The sequence below is a fragment of the Candidatus Avedoeria danica genome (assembly GCA_016703025.1).
Classification (GTDB): Bacteria; Chloroflexota; Anaerolineae; order Epilineales; family Epilineaceae; genus Avedoeria; species Avedoeria danica.
The window spans coordinates 890,040-906,627 of record JADJCV010000004.1 but is presented as its reverse complement, the minus strand read 5'-3'; the positions used below and the strand labels follow the sequence as shown (position 1 = coordinate 906,627).

Sequence of the window (16,588 nt, the reverse complement as noted above, 5' to 3'; positions counted from 1 at the left end):
ACGTCCGGATCACCTGCGAGCGTCCATCGGCCGGCACGGCGCGACGGCCCAGCGGGCCGTCCGACGGTCCGGCCGATGGACGTCTCCCTCCAGGCCATTGACCGCCCTTCAGGCTTTCGTTTATCCTCCGCCTGAGGAGCACAGTGTGATCCAGGGTTTGGCCAGCATTCGCCTCGAAGTCGGCGAGCTTGACCGGTCGCTACAGTTCTACCTCGACGGGCTGCGCTTTGAGCTCGTCGTTCCGCCAAACGGTGTGCCGCGGCGGGCGGAGCTGCGCGCCGGCACGCTGTCCGTGCTCTTGGCCGAGGCGCCGCCGACGCGCGGCCGTCGCGCCGTCGGCGTCGGCTTCCGGATCGACGTGCTCGCGCTGGACGCCTACCACGACGCCATTGTCGCCCGCGGCATCGATACCGGGCCGGAGAGCGACGAGGGGGGGACGCGCCAGTTCCCGGTACGCGATCCGGACGGCTACGTCTGGTTCTTTCGCGAGGTCCTCGGCTGATCCGCGGCCGGATCGCCGCGACGGGTCGAGGACGTCGAACCGACGAATTGTCGAATTGTCGAATATTTGTGCTAGTGCTATCCTCGACCTTCGTCCTCGGGCGGTGAACGGCCGCACCCGCATGAACCGGAACGAGGGGCATGGGCGAAGGCAAGCACAACGCGATCGTCGTCCGCGGCGCGCGCGAGCACAATCTCAAGAACGTCGATGTTTCGATCCCGCGCGATCAGCTCGTCGTCATCACCGGTCTGAGCGGCAGCGGCAAGAGCTCGCTGGCGTTCGACACGATCTATGCGGAAGGCCAGCGGCGCTACGTCGAGAGCCTGTCCGCCTACGCCCGCCAGTTCCTCGGCCAGATGGAGAAGCCGGACGTTGACGGGATCGAGGGCCTCTCGCCGGCGATCTCGATCGACCAGAAGGGCGTGAGCCACAATCCGCGCTCGACGGTCGGCACCGTCACCGAGATCTACGACTACCTGCGCCTGTTGTTTGCGCGGATCGGCGTGCCGCATTGCCCGAACTGCGGCCGGGCGATTCAGCGGCAGAGCCCGGAACAGATCGCCGACGCGATTCGCACGCTGCCGGACGGCACCCGGCTGCTCGTGCTCGCACCGATCGTCCGGGACCGGAAGGGCACGCACGAGCGCGTGTTCGACGACATCCGACAGGCAGGCTTCGTGCGCGTGCGCGTGGACGGCGTGCTCGGTCACGTGGACGACGACCACGCGCTCGATCGGTACAAGCAGCACACGATCGAAGCCGTCGTCGACCGATTGGTCGTTCGGGGCGGCAGCGACGGGCTGGACGAGACACGGCTGATCGACTCCGTCGAGACGGCGTTGAAGTCCGGCGAGGGCGTGCTCTCGGTGGCGACCCTGGACGATGGCGGCAACGTCACGGACGAGCGCCTCTTCAGCGAGCACTTCAGCTGCCCGAACTGCGGGATCAGCCTGCCGAAGATCGAACCGCGATCGTTCTCTTTCAACTCGCCGCATGGCGCGTGCACGGCCTGTCAAGGCCTCGGCCACCAACTGCAGGTCGATCCGGACCTCGTCGTGCCGAACGCCGACCTGAGCATCGACGGCGGGGCGCTGGCGCCGGTCTCGCGATCGCGTACCGAGGCGGGCTACTTCCAGCAGATCCTGGCCTCGCTGGCGATCGACCTCGGCTTCAAGCTGGACTGGCCGTGGCGCACGCTGCCCGAGGCGGCCCGACACGCCGTGCTCTACGGGACGGACGGCCGGAAGATCGAGGTCCTCTACCAGACGCGAAGTGGCGGCAAGCGACGCTACGAAACCGCATTCGAAGGAATCGTCAACAACCTCCAACGGAGGCACCTGGCAACGGAATCCGAGTTCATGCGCAGCGAGATCGAGCGCTACATGACGGCCCGCCCGTGCCCGGACTGCGGCGGCGCACGCCTGCGGCCCGAGATGCTCGGTGTGACCGTCAGCGCGCACCGGATCGTCGATGTCTGCACGGTGCCGATCCGCGAAGTGCTCGGCTGGGTGGACGCATTGCGCGGGCACACGGCGACGAACGGACACCATGCGCGCCTCGTCGAAGCCGCGCCGCTGGGCGCGACGGACATGCACATCGCGACGGACGTTCTCAAGGAGATCGCGGCGCGCGCCCGCTTCCTGATCGACGTCGGGCTCGATTACCTGACGCTCGATCGACGGGCCGGGACGCTCTCGGGCGGCGAAGCGCAACGGATCCGGCTCGCAACCCAGATCGGCAGTCAGCTGATGGGCGTGCTCTACATCCTGGACGAGCCGTCCATCGGGCTGCACTCGCGGGACAACGCGCGCCTGATCCGGACGCTCTTGAACCTGCGCGACGTCGGCAACACCGTCATCGTCGTCGAACACGACGAGGAGATGATGCGCTCGGCCGACTGGATCGTCGACCTCGGGCCGGGCGCCGGGGAGCACGGCGGGCACATCGTGGCTCAGGGCACGGTCGCCGACATCGAGGCATCCGAGGCGTCGCTGACGGGGGCGTTCCTTTCCGGGCGGCGCGAGATCGCGGTGCCGAAGACGCGGCGAGCAGGCAAGGGCAAGCTGCTGCGCGTCGTCGGGGCGGCAGAGAACAATCTGCGCGGGATCGACGTCGGGTTTCCGCTCGGCACGCTGACCGTGGTGACGGGCGTCTCCGGATCGGGCAAGAGCACGCTCGTGCTGGACATCCTCTACCAACGGTTGGCGCAGCTCGTGAGCAACGCCCGCGGCAAGGCGGGCACGCACACCGCCATCACCGGCTGGGAGAGCATCGACAAGGTCATCGACATCGATCAGAGCCCGATCGGCCGGACGCCGCGATCGAACCCGGCCACGTACACGGCGGCGTTCGGTCAGATCCGCGACCTCTTCGCAAGCCTGCCGGACGCCAAGCTGCGCGGGTACGCAGCCGGGCGGTTCTCGTTCAACGTCAAGGGCGGGCGCTGCGAGGCCTGCCAGGGCGATGGCATCCTGAAGATCGAGATGCAGTTCCTGCCCGACGTCTACGTTCCGTGCGAGGTCTGCCACAGTGCCCGCTACAACCGCGAGACGCTGGCGATCACGTTCAAGGACAAGAGCATCGCCGACGTGCTCGACATGACGGTCAGCGAGGCTCTCGTCTTTTTCGACGCGATTCCTGGCCTGAAACGAAAGCTCTCAACGCTCGAGAGCGTCGGCCTGGGCTACATCCGGCTCGGCCAGCCAGCGCCGACGCTGTCCGGCGGCGAGGCGCAGCGCGTCAAGCTGGCCAAGGAGCTGTCGCGTGCGGCAACGGGCGACACGCTCTACATTCTGGACGAGCCCACGACCGGGTTGCACTTCGCCGACACGGAGCGGCTGCTCGAGGTTCTGCAGCGATTGGTCGAAGCCGGCAACACCGTACTCGTCATCGAGCACAACCTCGATATCATCAAGGCCGCCGACTGGGTCATCGATCTCGGCCCGGACGGCGGCGTGCGCGGTGGCATGCTCGTTGCCGCCGGCACGCCGGAGACCGTGGCCGCGCATCCGACGTCCTACACCGGCGCCTATTTGAAACACGTCCTCGCCGGCAAGTGGACACCCGAACCGGTTCGGGTCGCCGAGTGACCGTTCGAGCCGCACGACAACCCTCAGCACCTGCCGCAGTTGCCCGGTGCCCTTCTTCCGACCGCCAAGGAGTCCGCCCATGATCGCGATCGTCGCGCCTTTCCGCGCCCAGCGCGCCGCACTGGCACTCACCACGGCGCTGGCCGCCGTACTTGCAGCGTGCGGCGGCAGCGAGCCGCCCCCCGTGCCGACGTCGCGCCCGGCGGCCACCGTTCAACCCGCGACGGCACCGCCGCCGACGTCCGAGGCCACGGCGACGACCGAGGTCACGACGACGCTCTCCGCCGCAGCCGAACTGCCGGCGGACGGCAGCGCGCCGGTGATCCAGCTGGCCCGCATCGACCACACGCCGTGGGAACCGGCACTGCTGGCCCAGATGACGCCGCACTTCTCCATGCAAGCGAACGGCCGGATCGTGTTCAGCCATCCCGGGCCGGACCGCAGCGGCTGGTACCAGGCGAGCATCGCCCCCGAAGCCGCCCGCGCGTTCGTGCGCTTGTTCGCCGACGAGATCGATGTGTTCGACTTGGCCGAACGGCACAGCGAAGAGCCCGTGCTGTTTGCGGTCGACGCGGCCGGCCAGCCGAAGGGATGCCGCGCGACGGGCGTCATCTTCGTGCGCACGGCTGCGCGCGAAGGACGGTTGGTGATGAGCGAATGCGAGATCAACGCCCCGTCGGGACCCGACAAGGATCGCATCGACCGGCTGAAAGAGGTCGTGAACATGGTGCAGCACTGGAAAGAAGGCGTGAACCAAACCTACGCGCCGGAGTTCACCGACGCCGTGACGAGCCTGCTCGGCTGGTGGACCGATCTGCGCGTGCCGTACTCGCCCGAGTCGTCCGTGGCGTTCATCACGAAGGCGCCCGCATCGGCGCCCGCCGATTCCGCGGCGGCCCCGCGCGCCGTGTGGCCGCTCGACCAGGCGATCACGGACACGCTGCGGGCCGAGTACGGGGCGCGCCCGAGCGAGTTCCTGCTGGACACGCAGGAAACCGACCTCGTGATCGACGCCGCCCGCAGCGCGTTCCAGACGCCGTACGGGCGGCGCGAATGGGGACCGCTGTTCGTTGACGCCGACAACAACGTGCAGCTCGTCGGCATTCGGCCGGCGGTGCCGGGCGCGAACGAGGTCGTGCTCGAGCCGTACGTCTACCACGCGCCGCCGCCGGGCTACCGGCCGGCTGCAGCGGCGGCCGGCACGTCGCCCTGAGGTTGGCGTCCGGTACCTCGACGGCTCATCGCACGCTCAGTCTGGCCGACAAGGCATGGGGTATCATTGCGCGTCTGGCCGCGATACGGCGCTCTGACGCCGTGCGCGCCCATGATGGCGATCCTAGACACGAGGAGACGATTGACATGACTTGGCGAACCAGCCGCATGGCGGCCATCGCGATCTTCGCACTTCAAGCGGCGGCTTGTGCGCCGGCGACCGACGTCGATCCGATCACGGAAGCACCCGGCGCGGAGCTGGGCACGGTAACGGATACGCTGGGGGCCGAACTCGGCTTGCCGGAAGAATCGGTCTCAGACACCGTCCCGGCCGAGCCGACCATCTCGGTACGCCCACCCTTGAGCGGCAAGCTCGAAGAGGTCGAGCCGGGCGGGCCAATGGTGGCCGTCGAGCTGAAGGACGCGTTCAAGCCGATGCCGGCCAAGCCGGAGGGCAGCGCGCCGATCGCGGCCGAAGACCAGCCGGCGCTCGAGGACTTCTTCGTGAAGGTCGCCGATGTCGAAGCCGGGATCCGCGCCGGCATGGACATCGTCTGGTTGGACGCGCGGGGCAAGGAGAACTTCGACTTCGGGCACATTCCGGGCGCGATCAGCGCGCCGTATTTCGAGATCTCGGATCACGTCGCCGACGTACCGCGCGACCGGTGGGTCGTCACGTACTGCGAATGCCCGCACCATGAGTCCGGCGAGGCGGCAATGGGCCTGTGGAACGAGGGCTTCACGTACGTCAAGGTCCTCGAAGAGGGTTTGGGTGGCTGGCGCGACGGCCTCAAGATGCCGGTCGAGCCGACGGAATAGGCCGCCATGCCCCGGCGCGGGCGACGCGCATGGCTCGTCGCCGTCGCCTCGGCGATGGTCCTCACGGGCGGTTGCGGCGCCACGGATGGGTCGGCTGCGGGTCGTGTCACACCTGAATTGACACCCCATTCGGGTCCGGTGTTCGCAACGCCGCGGGTGCCGGTGTACGAAGGATGCTACGTTTCGTTCGACCTCGACAGCGTGCCGGCCGATGCAGGAGCATCGGCCGGCACGCTGTCGTTGTGGCTCGCGGCCGATCCCGAGAGCATGGGCGGTTTCACCGCGATCGAGGTCGAGCTGCTCGACTGCGCCGGTGCGAACCGTGGTGCGGCGCGTGAAGCCGGCTGGGCGCGCGTGCCGGTGACCGTTCTCCGGGCCTCGCTCGACGTGCCGACGGGCGCTGCAGTGCCGGTGGCCGAAGGGCGTTTGCCGTCCGGCAGCTACGACCGCGTGTTCGTGGCCGTGCCGCGCGCCTGGGGGATCGCTGCCGACGGTCGGCGGAGCGCATTCGAGGCGCACGTCGAACCGATCGTCCAGCAGTTCGTCATGCCGGACCGTGGGCGCATCGCGGTGACGATGCAGTTGACCTCGCGCGCCCGGCCGGAGGGCTGGGACGGCGGCTGGAACCTGTTCACTCGGTCGGCGTGGGTGCTCGGAGACGAGGCGCTCGGTCCATAGTCATGCGCGAGTCATGCGCGCCGTTCGGGAATCGGACACCGGATTTTGCAGGCAGAGGCCCCACTCGGGTCCGGAGCGGGGCACCCTCGCTCGGCCATCGCTCGCTTGGGCGGGCGATGGGGCACGCCTATACTGCCCCGCCGGGGCCGCCGACGAACGGTGTCGCGCCAGGGCTGCCCCGCTGCAAGCACCGTTCGTACGACACCCTTCGCAAGATTCGCAAGAACAGAAACGACGCACAGAGGTGGTGAACGTGACCGGTGACGTGGACGAGATCGTGACCTCGTACTTCGAGCGGGTGACGGCACCCGACGCCGAGGCGTTCGCGGCCCTGTTCGCCGCAACGGCCGAGGTGCGGGATCCGGTCGGTGCGCCGGCGCTCGCCGGGCCGGCAGGCATGACGAAGTTCCATGCACGACTGCATCGCGCATGGCAGTCGCTTGAGATGACGCCGGTCGAGTCGTACGTCCGGGGCCGCGAGGTGGCGGTCCGGTGGCAGGCGCACGGTACGAGCGTCGGGGGCAATGAGATTTCGTTCGACGGGATCAACACCTTCGTCGTCGATGACGACGGCAAGATCGCGCGGCTGGACGCTTTCTGGAACTTCGAGGACGTGATCGCGCGCTTCTGAAAGGCGCGCGTGCGGCGCAGGCGAGCCGGCCGCCCCGTCCGGCAGGTCGTTGACCCCGTACAGGGGCACCGCTAGAATGCCGCGAGATTCGGGGGAACTTCTGGGATGAAATACCACATTTGGACGATTGGGTGCCAGATGAATACGGCCGACAGCCAGCGCATGGCCAGCGAGCTCGAGCGTGTGGGCTATCGCTGGACTGAGCAGGCGGAAGAGGCCGACGTCGTCGTATTGAACACGTGCGTCGTGCGGCAGCAGGCCGAGGACAAGATCGACGGCCGCCTTGGATCGCTCAAGCCCATAAAGGCCGCGCGGCCCGAGATGGTCATCGGCCTGATGGGCTGCGTCGTCGGCGCGAAGCCGTCGCCGGCGCTCCGGAAGCGGTTTCCGCATGTGGATGTCTTCATCGCCCCGAGCGAGACGCAGCCGCTCATCGATCACCTGGCGGCGCGCGCCCTCGACGAGGCGGCGCGCGTATCAGAATCCGAGCAGCTTGGTTCGCGCTGGGCGGTTCAGGACGCGCCGGAGGACGAGACCTGGCTCACCCGCGGTCCGATCGCCCTGCCGGAGCGCGAGCGCGCGACCCTCGTGAGCGCCCACGTCCCGATCATCTTCGGCTGCAACTGGGTCTGCACGTTCTGCATCATCCCGTCCCGGCGCGGACGCGAGCGCAGCCGGCCGCCAGAGGAGATCGAATCGCACGTGCGCAGCCTCGTGGCGCAAGGGGTGCGCGAGGTCACGCTGCTCGGCCAGATCGTCGACCGCTATGGCCATGACTGGGGTGCCGCCGACGGATTGGCGCGGTTGCTCGAGCGCCTGAACGGTGTCGACGGCCTCGAGCGGATCCGCTTCCTGACGAGCCATCCCGTGTTCATGACGGACGCGCTGCTTGACGCGGTCGCCGACCTGCCAAAGGTCATGGAGCACATCGAAGTGCCGATCCAGGCGGGTGACGACGATGTGCTCCAACGCATGAAGCGCGGATACACCGCCGACGACTACCGCCTGCTCGTCGAACGGATTCGGTCACGGATACCCGGCGTCGCCGTCCACACGGACATCATCGTCGGCTTCCCGGGCGAGACCGAAGCGCAGTTCATGGCCACGCACGACATCCTGGCCGAGCTGAAGCTCGACAAGGCGCACCTCGCGAAGTTCTCGGCACGACCGGGCACGGTGGCCGCCAAGATGATGCTCGACGACGTCCCGGATGCGGAGAAAGAACGGCGCCGCGCAGCGCTCGACACGCTCCAACACGGCATCGTCGGCGCGATCAACGCTGGGCATGTCGGGCAGACCGTGCAGGTCCTCGTCGAAGGGCGGGACCGCGACCGGTGGCGTGGCCGGACGCGAACGAACAAGCTCGTCTATCTGTCCGACCCGCGCCCGCTCCTCGGCCAGCTCGTCGACGTGCGGATCGAGTGGGCCGGACCGTGGTCGATGATCGGCCGTGCCGCCGATGCGCCGGCCGTGTCGGCGCGCGAGATCATCGCCTTGGAGCTGGCATGAGCCGCCCCCGGTCGTTGGGCGCGTGCACGGCTGGGGCCGCGGCGTCCGCATCCGTCGCCAAGGACGTCGGCTGATGGCGGCGCAGCACGAGGTCGGGCTGTTCATCGACTTCGAGAACATCCGCTACGGCATGATCAACAACTTCGGCGTCGAGCCCGACCCACAGGCGCTGATGGAGAAGGCCCGGAAGTACGGCCCTGTGGCGGTCGCCTATGCGTACGCCGACTTCACCCAGCATCCGGCACTCTATCGGCGCAAGCTCGAGGTGGCCGGCATCACGCCGCGCGACGTGCCGCGCCGCAGCCCCGACGTCGCCCACAAGTCGAGCGCCGACATGGCGATGCTCATGGACATCATCGACTGCCTGCTCGATCGGCCGTACGTCCAGACGCTCGTCCTGATGACCGGTGATTCCGACTTCATTCGCGTCACGGCACGCGCCCGGCATCGGTTCGGGAAGCACGTCGTCATCTCGGGCGTTCCGGGGAGCGTCTCGAGCGACCTCGTCGAGAGCGCGGACGCATATGACCCCGTCGGTGAGCAGTTGGCCCCGGTCGCGGCGGCCGCGCCGCAGCCCGACGACGACGTGCGGCTCATCCAACTCGTCATCTGGTTGGCCAGCCATCGGCCGTACATGACGTTCGGGTTCATCCGTTCGCACGCACTTTCGCCACACCACGGCCTCGGGCTGACCGAGGACCAGGTCACCGACCGGCTCACCGAGTTCAAGGACCGCGGGGTGCTGATCGAGAGCTACCGCCCGACCGACGACGGCCGCACGCTGCGGACGCTGGAACTGAACGCGGACCACCCTGCCATCATGGCGTGCGCCGTGCTGCCGATGCCGAACTTCGAGGAGGGGCGCGTGACGCGCGGTCTCAGCGGAGTCCCGGCCGACGAGGGCAGCGGCGTGCCCATGTCCGATGGTACCGCGGACGAACTCCGCAACGGCAACGGCGCGTGGACGGCATCCGACGGCGCACCGGACGAGGGGCCTTTCGGCGCGCCGCTTGGAGATGATCGGACGAGCGAAACCGCCGAGGCGTCGGACGAAACACCCGTCCGCGTGACGGGCGACGCAACCGCCGGCGTGGCCGACCCAGGCTAGTCCTCCATCACTGCAGGGTATGCGGTGGGCGTTGTGCGATTCGGCGCCACGCTGACGGACCCATCGGCCGGCGCGGAGCCGCGCTGGTACCCCGCCACTGCAGGATCTCTGGCCTCCGTACGCGGCCGGGCACCCCAGGCATGTCCAGTGGCGGGGTACTAGGGACGCCGAACGAGCGCCGCAACGCCTGCGCGGACGCCCGCCCATACCGACAGCATGTCAACCTGCGGCGCGACGGCGGAACGCGTCACGACCTGCAAGCGTTCGCGCAGTTGGTCCAGCTTGTCTGTGGCCCTTCCCATCGCCGGCGACAGCGACCGCTCGGCCATGCGCAGCACGCGCCACAGGCCGAACAACACGGCTGCGATCACAGCGTGGATGACGAACAGGCCAAGCAACAAGAACGAGGCAGCGACGTCGGCTGCGGTCGACATGCTCATCAGCGATCCTTCCGAAAGATTCGGGCGAACGGCGAACGGTGGCCGTCGACGGGTGGGAAGCCTTGGACTTCCAAGTGTAGAGGACGCGGCCGCCGCGGGCCAACGGTCGCCGCGCGATGCTCCGGCCGGTGAGGCTGCTATCCTTGCCGGATGCACCCACGCTGCCACACGGTCTTCTGGCTCGCCGGCAGCCTCGTCGCTGCGGCCGTTGCGCCGGCCGGCGCATCGGCCGTGCGCGGTGTCGCCGAGATCACGGCCGCGCAACCGCGGACGATCGATCTGGCGGCGGCCGACGCGACGCTGACGGTCATCTCCGGCGCGCCGGACAAGGAGCAGCTGGGCAACGCGCTCGCGTTCGGCGATCTGAACGACGATGGGCGGAGCGACCTCGTGCTCGGCGCGCACTGGGGCAGCACCGGCGGGCGCAATATCGTCGGTCGGGCCTATGCCATGTTCGGGCGCGACACGTGGCAACCGAACTATGACCTGGCGCAACAGATCACCGGGCTGTGGTCATTCATGGGCGTCGGACGGGAGGCGCGGATGGGGGTCAGCGTCGCCGCCGGCGACGTGTCCGGCGACGGGCGGGACGATCTGATCATCGGCTCGCTGCTGGCCGATCCGTTCGACCAGGCGAACGCGGGCGCGGTGTACGCGATGTTCGGCGGCACGTCGGCCGGCGGGCGGGTGGACTTCCTGAACAGCGCGCCCGACCTGATGATCGCCGGCAACAGCACCGCGCTCGGTTCGGACCAGCTCGGCACCGACGTCGTTGTCGGCGACTTCAACGGCGACGGCCGCGGCGACATCGCGGCGGCGGCCGTGTTGCGGACCGACTTCGAGGGCGCGGTGTTCATCTGGTTCGGCCCGTTCAGCAAGGGGCGCATCATCAACATGCGCGGCGTACGCCCCGACCGGTCGATCCTGGGCGCCGTGCCGCGCGGCTTCTTCGGCACGGCGCTCCTGGCCGACGACATCGATGCCGACGGGCGAACGGACCTGATCGTCGCCGCATGGAGCCCGCCGCCCGACCTCGAGGGGCCGACGGACGGCGGGGCGGTCCACATCTTTCGCGGCCAGACGATCAGCAGCGCGACGGCCGACCTCAGCGCCACGGACGCCGACATCGACATCGTCGGTCCGGCGAAGGCGACGATCGGCGGATCGCTCAGCCTCGGCCAGTGCAGCTGTCATGGTCAGCCGATCGTGCTGGCCGACCTCGATGGCGATGGCGTGCGCGACCTGGCCATCGGCGCGGCCCTGGACGATGGACGCCGCGGCCGGATCTACGTCCTGCCAGGTCCGGTGCGTGGTCCGCGCATCGACTTGGCCGGCGCGCCCCACCTGACGCTGACGAGCACGCTGCCGGAAGGCAAGCTGGGCTGGTCCCTCGCGAGCGGCGAGCTCGACGGCGACGGACAGGCCGACCTCGTCGTCGCGCTGCCGTCCGCGGCGGTGAGCATCGACGGCGGCTCACGCGGCGAGGGCGGCATGATCCTCGGCCTGCGCGGGCCGCTGCCGATGACCGGCACGCTGGATGTGAACGCCGCCGCCGCCCTTCGCGTCCTCGGCGCGGATGTGAACGCCGGTGGGACCGGCATCACGCTCGGTTTGGCCGACACGGACGGCGACGGCGAGGACGACCTGCACGCCGGCTTCTCGAACGCGCCGGGCATGGGTCGGCGCAGCGTCGGCGAGGCCTATATCGTGCACGGTCCGGTCCTGACGCCGCCGCCCCGCCCGACGCCCGTGCCATCGCCGACGGCGCCGCCGGCTACCCCGACGGCGACGCCGCAGCCGACGTCGGATGTCACGGCAACGCCGACGACAACCGAATCGGCCTTGACGCCGACCGCGGCGGCGTCGCCCACGGTGTCGCCCACCGCCACGCCGTCGCCGCCAACCGATGTTCCGGGCGGGTCTCGGACGCCGACCGATCCGGCGACCGCCGACGCGCAGGCCACGCAGCGCCTCGATCAACGGATCGCGCTGCCGTTCGCGCTGCTCTACCGGCCGCGTCGGCGCCCATAGCCGCGCGCCGCTCGTTCGACGCACCGGGAGGTTCTCCATGCCCGAGTTCAGGGTCGTCAGCCCGTTCGAGCCCGCCGGCGACCAGCCGACGGCGATTCGGCAGCTCGTGCGCGGCCTGCAGGACGGCGTGCCGGCGCAGACGCTGCTCGGCGCGACGGGCACGGGCAAGACCTACGTCATGAGCAAGATCATCGAAGCCGTCAATCGGCCCACGCTGGTGATGGTCCACAACAAGACCCTCGCGGCCCAACTGTACGCGGAGTTCAAAGCGTTCTTCCCGGACAACGCCGTCTCGTACTTCGTCTCGTACTACGACTACTACCAGCCCGAGGCCTACGTGCCGCGCACGGACACGTACGTCGAGAAGGACTCGTCGATCAACGACGAGATCGACCGGCTGCGGTTGGCGGCGACGAGCACGCTGTTCGAGCGCCGCGACGTGATCATCGTCGCGTCCGTGTCGTGCATCTACGGACTCGGCAGCCCCGAAGACTACGGGCAGGTCGTCGTGAAGATCCAGCGGGGCGAGGTGCGCGATCGGACGAAGATGCTGCGGCACCTCGTCGAGATCCAGTACAACCGCAACGACTTCGACTTGCGGCGCGGCACGTTCCGCGTACGGGGGGACACGCTCGAGATTCAGCCGGCGTATGAAGAGACCGCCTACCGGGTCGAGATGTTCGGCGACGAGATCGAACGGATCAGCCGGATCGACACGCTGACCGGCGAGGTGATGGCCGAGCTCGACACGTTGGACATCTACCCGGCCCGTCACTTCATCACGCCGAAGGAGAAGATGGCCCGGGCGATCGGCGACATCGAAGCCGAGCTGGCCGAGCGGCTGCCGGCGCTCGAGGCCGAGGGCAAGCTGCTCGAGGCGCAGCGCTTGAAGATGCGCACGCACTACGACCTCGAGATGCTGCGCGAGATCGGGATGTGCAGCGGTGTCGAGAACTACAGCCGCCACCTCTCCGGCCGCGCCGCCGGTGAGGCACCGTGGACGCTGCTTGACTACTTCCCGGACGACTACCTGATCTTCGTTGACGAGAGCCACATCATGCTGCCCCAGATCCAGGGGATGTTCCACGGCGACCGCTCGCGAAAGACGACGCTTGTCGACTACGGCTTTCGCCTTCCGTCGGCGCTCGACAACCGCCCGCTGACGTTCGACGAGTGGCAGGGGCGCGTCCGCCAGATCATCTTCACTTCGGCCACGCCTAGCGCGTACGAGCTCACGCGATCCGGCCCCCACGTGGCCGAGCTCCTCATCCGCCCGACCGGGTTGATCGACCCCGAGATCATCATCCAGCCGACCCGCGGCCAGATCGACGACCTCGTGGCGCGCGTGCGCGGCCGTGTCGACCGTGGGCAGCGGGCGCTCATCACGACGCTCACGAAGAAGATGTCGGAGAACCTGACGGAGTACTTGGCCGAGGTCGGCATCAAGGTGCAGTACCTGCACAGCGAGGTCGAGACGCTGGAGCGGATCGAGATCCTGCGTGATCTACGCAATGGCGTGTTCGACGTCGTCGTCGGCATCAACCTCTTGCGGGAGGGACTCGACCTGCCCGAGGTCAGCCTCGTCGCGATCCTCGATGCCGACAAGCAGGGCTTCCTGCGCAGCGCAACGGCCCTCATCCAGACGATCGGCCGTGCCGCGCGCCACGTCGAGGGCACCGTCGTCATGTACGCGGACACGATGACGGACGCGATGCGGCGGGCGATCGACGAGACGGATCGGCGGCGGGCGAAGCAGGCGGCGCACAATGCCGCCCACGGGATCACGCCGCGATCGATCTCGACGTCCGTCCACGCGCTGACCGACGACATCGTGCGCGTGGCCGAGAAGGAGGGCGCGTACGTCGTGCCGGAGAAGCTCGAGCGGGCACAGCTCGTCTCCCTGGCGCGCGCGCTCGAAGCGGATATGCGCGACGCCGCCGAGCGCCTCGAGTTCGAGCGCGCGGCCGCTTTGCGCGACCAGGTGCGCGAGGTGCGCGAGGCGCTGGCGGCGCGCGGCGATGCGCCGAGCGGCCGGCGCGAGCGACGGACGTAGGACGCAACTCGGACCGCCAAACGTTTGACGGCCCACCGAGCGCCCCTTAGAATGCCCGCGCGTAACGAGCCGCGTGAGGAGAGGCACACCGTATGGCCATGCAAGACGACGACGCACCGTTCGAGGTGTTTCGCCTTGGGTACAAGCTGTTCGCATGGGCGAGCCTGTTCGTCACGCTCATCCTCACCGTGGCGATCATGCGAACGCTGTTCGTGACGACGCCGGACGGCACGGCGACGACGAAGGCGATGGAGCGCGTCGCCCCGACGCTGACGGCGCTCGTCTCCGGCCGCCCCACGCGCGACCCGAACGCGCCGGCGCCGATCGACCCGGCGGCGGTGGACGCGAAGATGGTGACGTGCAAAGCGTGCCACACGCTCGATGCGCTCGGCTACGAGAGCAAGACGTGCCCCGACCTGTCGAACGCCAGCACCACGGCGGCCGAGCATCTTGCGTCAGCAGGCTACACAGGCAAGGCGGCGGCGGGCGACATCGAGGCATACCTGCGCGAATCGATCCTCGATCCGGGCGCCTACATCGTGCCGGGCACCACGGACACGCAGTACGGGAAGCCGGGCCAGAGCATTATGCCCGCCAAGGGCGGCGCCGACCTGAGCCCCGCCGACGTGGACATGATCGTCGGCTACCTGATGACGCTCCGCTAGTTCCGGGCATCGATCGCGGTCGCATCCGCGAGCCGCGGTCCGAGCCGAATCGCCCCGAAAGGCCCCGAAAGCGGGCCGCACCGAAAGTCACATGAAACAGCAGGAGGGCCGGCCGATCTGATTCGGCCGGCCCTCCTGCTGTTCGATGGACATCTAACGCCCGACCCTGACCGTCGCGCCGTGCGGTCAGGCGCGGGTCGGTCGTCGGGTTACCAGCCTACCTGTAGCCGACCGGCAGGAAGACGGACTGCGGCGGGGGCGGCGGCGCCGTCGTTGACGTCGCGGTCGGCGCGCGCGTATCCGTCGGTTCCGGCGTGGCGGTGTCCGTCACCTCGCCCATCGTCGGGGAGGCGGACGGCTCGGGCGTATCCGTGGGCGGGTCACCCGGCGTGGCGGGCCCTTCCGGCGTTTCCGTCGGCTCGGGCGTCTCGGACGGGCCGGGCGTATCCGTTTCGAGGTCGAGCGTCGGCGACGCCGTCGGTTCGCCGGGCGTCGGCACGGTGACGGTTCGACCCGGGACGGGCGTCCACGTCGGGAGCGGCGGATCGAGCACCGGGCCCGGCTCGCTGCTGGACACGAGGACGATGTTGTCGATGAAGACACCGTCCTGGAACGTCTGCGGCGCCTCCATGCCGGACACCGGACGCTCCGACTTGAACACGAACTTGATGATCACCTCGCGCCCGGCCAGCTGATAGCACTTGGACGGGTCGTAGTGGTCACAGGCGTTCGTCAGGTCGATCACCGTCGGGTGATCGAACCAGTTGACGGACTGGCCGAACTGGGCCTCGAGGACGACCTGGCGGCGGCACGGCTCGCCGCCCTCCGGGATGCACAGCACGGCGAAGAGGCCGTCCTCCACCACGCCCGTCACCGGGTCGGGCATGATCCGTGTGTTCAGCCAGATGTCATAGTTCAGTTCGAGCTGCGACGTCGACGTCGGATCCCAGAATCGCAGGTCGAGGAGGAGTGCAGCTTCGCTCGACGCACCCGATGGATAGAGATCGCCGCATTTCCGCTTGCTGCCCTCGCGGCCGCCGCCGATCGCCCAGAAGCTCTGGATGTCGCCCGACTTGCGCGGCTTCGAAGTGCACTGGCTCAGTGCCCAGAAGTACTCGCCGAAGCGTGTCGGCGGGAGGTCGCTGTCGATGATCCAGAACCACTTCTGGTTGTCGATGACCTGGCCCTCGAAGTCGTCGATCAGCTGCTCGTACGCCCCACCCTGCTGTCGGCCCAACGGCCGCATGCCGTACGGCCGGCCGGAGGCCGCCTGCGACGCGGACTGGGCCGCCATCGCTTGGCGCGCTTGCTCAGCGAACGCCACGCCGTGCTTGGCCTGTTGCTCGGCGAGCCATGGCCGGATGTCGGCCGTCTCCGCCCCATCGCGCTCCGTGATCGGCAGCGCTCGCGCCTCTCCGTTCGCGGTCGCCGCCGCTAGGGCGCCGAGCGCGCCGACGGCGACACACACCATGAACCAGCGAATGATCTTCACAGTTCCCTTCCCTTCGGATACGACCGGCGACATCCCAAGCTGCGTCAAGCGTTCCCACCGAGCGCTGGCCCTGCCCGCTTCCGCTTGCGCCAAGCCGTCCACGGAGGCGTCGCGCGCGCGGCCCCGGGCGCATCCAGCGGGGACAAGGCGCACGCCAACCTCCGGTGGTCGGCAAACGCTGCGATTGTGCCACAGCGGCCGGCGGCGGTACAGCGTTCGGCCACCTTCGGGTGAGCGGACGGTGAGCGCACTCGGACGATGCTGACAATTCTGCCATGCAGGGCGGCATCCTCGAAACGACCGTGTGCGTGCGGCCGGAGGGCCGGTCTGACGGTCGTCGGCACAGGATCGCCGGGTCG

At 68.9% G+C, this 16,588-nt stretch carries 13 protein-coding genes; 11 read left to right on the top strand and 2 right to left on the bottom strand.

Annotation, left to right across the window (positions count from 1 at the left end; all coding sequences use genetic code 11):
- Positions 1–145 precede the first annotated feature (145 nt).
- From IPG72_07005 to IPG72_06970, 8 genes are all read left to right on the top strand, one after another.
- Positions 146–502 carry a VOC family protein gene (locus IPG72_07005; protein ID MBK6768746.1) on the top strand — a complete coding sequence of 119 codons (357 nt, stop codon included), beginning with the start codon at positions 146–148 and terminating at the stop codon, positions 500–502.
- A 140-nt stretch (positions 503–642) separates the two neighbouring features.
- On the top strand, positions 643–3,591 hold the full coding sequence (uvrA, locus tag IPG72_07000) for an excinuclease ABC subunit UvrA (GenBank protein ID MBK6768745.1): 2,949 nt from the start codon (positions 643–645) through the stop codon (positions 3,589–3,591).
- Between the two features lie 79 nt (positions 3,592–3,670).
- Positions 3,671–4,804 (top strand): hypothetical protein, encoded by a 1,134-nt coding sequence (locus tag IPG72_06995; protein MBK6768744.1) that lies wholly within the window; start codon positions 3,671–3,673, stop codon positions 4,802–4,804.
- 2 nt (positions 4,805–4,806) lie between these two features.
- A complete protein-coding gene (locus IPG72_06990) occupies positions 4,807–5,622 on the top strand; it encodes a hypothetical protein (GenBank protein MBK6768743.1) in 816 nt (271 codons plus the stop codon).
- Between the two features lie 6 nt (positions 5,623–5,628).
- A complete protein-coding gene (locus IPG72_06985) occupies positions 5,629–6,300 on the top strand; it encodes a hypothetical protein (protein MBK6768742.1) in 672 nt (223 codons plus the stop codon).
- Between the two features lie 253 nt (positions 6,301–6,553).
- Positions 6,554–6,931 (top strand): nuclear transport factor 2 family protein, encoded by a 378-nt coding sequence (locus IPG72_06980; GenBank protein ID MBK6768741.1) that lies wholly within the window; start codon positions 6,554–6,556, stop codon positions 6,929–6,931.
- Between the two features lie 105 nt (positions 6,932–7,036).
- Positions 7,037–8,440: a tRNA (N6-isopentenyl adenosine(37)-C2)-methylthiotransferase MiaB gene (gene miaB, locus IPG72_06975; GenBank protein MBK6768740.1), complete on the top strand. Its 1,404-nt coding sequence runs from the start codon at positions 7,037–7,039 to the stop codon at positions 8,438–8,440.
- Positions 8,441–8,513: 73 nt separating this feature from the next.
- The gene (locus IPG72_06970) at positions 8,514–9,548 is read left to right on the top strand and encodes an NYN domain-containing protein (GenBank protein MBK6768739.1); all 1,035 of its coding nucleotides are present in this window, start codon (positions 8,514–8,516) and stop codon (positions 9,546–9,548) included.
- Between the two features lie 158 nt (positions 9,549–9,706).
- Here IPG72_06970 and IPG72_06965 read toward each other — a convergent pair whose 3' ends face one another.
- Positions 9,707–9,982 (bottom strand): hypothetical protein, encoded by a 276-nt coding sequence (locus IPG72_06965; protein ID MBK6768738.1) that lies wholly within the window; start codon positions 9,980–9,982, stop codon positions 9,707–9,709.
- A 156-nt stretch (positions 9,983–10,138) separates the two neighbouring features.
- Between IPG72_06965 and IPG72_06960 the strand changes: the two genes are divergently transcribed.
- From IPG72_06960 to IPG72_06950, 3 genes are all read left to right on the top strand, one after another.
- Positions 10,139–12,019 carry an FG-GAP repeat protein gene (locus tag IPG72_06960; GenBank protein ID MBK6768737.1) on the top strand — a complete coding sequence of 627 codons (1,881 nt, stop codon included), beginning with the start codon at positions 10,139–10,141 and terminating at the stop codon, positions 12,017–12,019.
- A 37-nt stretch (positions 12,020–12,056) separates the two neighbouring features.
- Entirely contained in the window at positions 12,057–14,072 is a 2,016-nt protein-coding gene (gene uvrB / locus IPG72_06955) for an excinuclease ABC subunit UvrB (protein ID MBK6768736.1), read from the top strand.
- Between the two features lie 92 nt (positions 14,073–14,164).
- Positions 14,165–14,737 carry a cytochrome c gene (locus tag IPG72_06950; GenBank protein ID MBK6768735.1) on the top strand — a complete coding sequence of 191 codons (573 nt, stop codon included), beginning with the start codon at positions 14,165–14,167 and terminating at the stop codon, positions 14,735–14,737.
- Between the two features lie 217 nt (positions 14,738–14,954).
- Here IPG72_06950 and IPG72_06945 read toward each other — a convergent pair whose 3' ends face one another.
- Positions 14,955–16,229 carry a hypothetical protein gene (locus tag IPG72_06945; GenBank protein MBK6768734.1) on the bottom strand — a complete coding sequence of 425 codons (1,275 nt, stop codon included), beginning with the start codon at positions 16,227–16,229 and terminating at the stop codon, positions 14,955–14,957.
- Positions 16,230–16,588 lie beyond the last annotated feature (359 nt).

Coding starts and splice junctions, on each gene's coding strand:
- IPG72_06970 (MBK6768739.1), top strand. CDS start 8,514: ATGGCGGCGCAGCACGAGGTCGGGCTGTTCATCGACTTCGAGAACATC.
- uvrA (MBK6768745.1), top strand. CDS start 643: ATGGGCGAAGGCAAGCACAACGCGATCGTCGTCCGCGGCGCGCGCGAG.
- IPG72_06985 (MBK6768742.1), top strand. CDS start 5,629: ATGCCCCGGCGCGGGCGACGCGCATGGCTCGTCGCCGTCGCCTCGGCG.
- IPG72_06995 (MBK6768744.1), top strand. CDS start 3,671: ATGATCGCGATCGTCGCGCCTTTCCGCGCCCAGCGCGCCGCACTGGCA.
- miaB (MBK6768740.1), top strand. CDS start 7,037: ATGAAATACCACATTTGGACGATTGGGTGCCAGATGAATACGGCCGAC.
- uvrB (MBK6768736.1), top strand. CDS start 12,057: ATGCCCGAGTTCAGGGTCGTCAGCCCGTTCGAGCCCGCCGGCGACCAG.
- IPG72_06960 (MBK6768737.1), top strand. CDS start 10,139: ATGCACCCACGCTGCCACACGGTCTTCTGGCTCGCCGGCAGCCTCGTC.
- IPG72_06965 (MBK6768738.1), bottom strand. CDS start 9,982: ATGTCGACCGCAGCCGACGTCGCTGCCTCGTTCTTGTTGCTTGGCCTG.
- IPG72_06950 (MBK6768735.1), top strand. CDS start 14,165: ATGGCCATGCAAGACGACGACGCACCGTTCGAGGTGTTTCGCCTTGGG.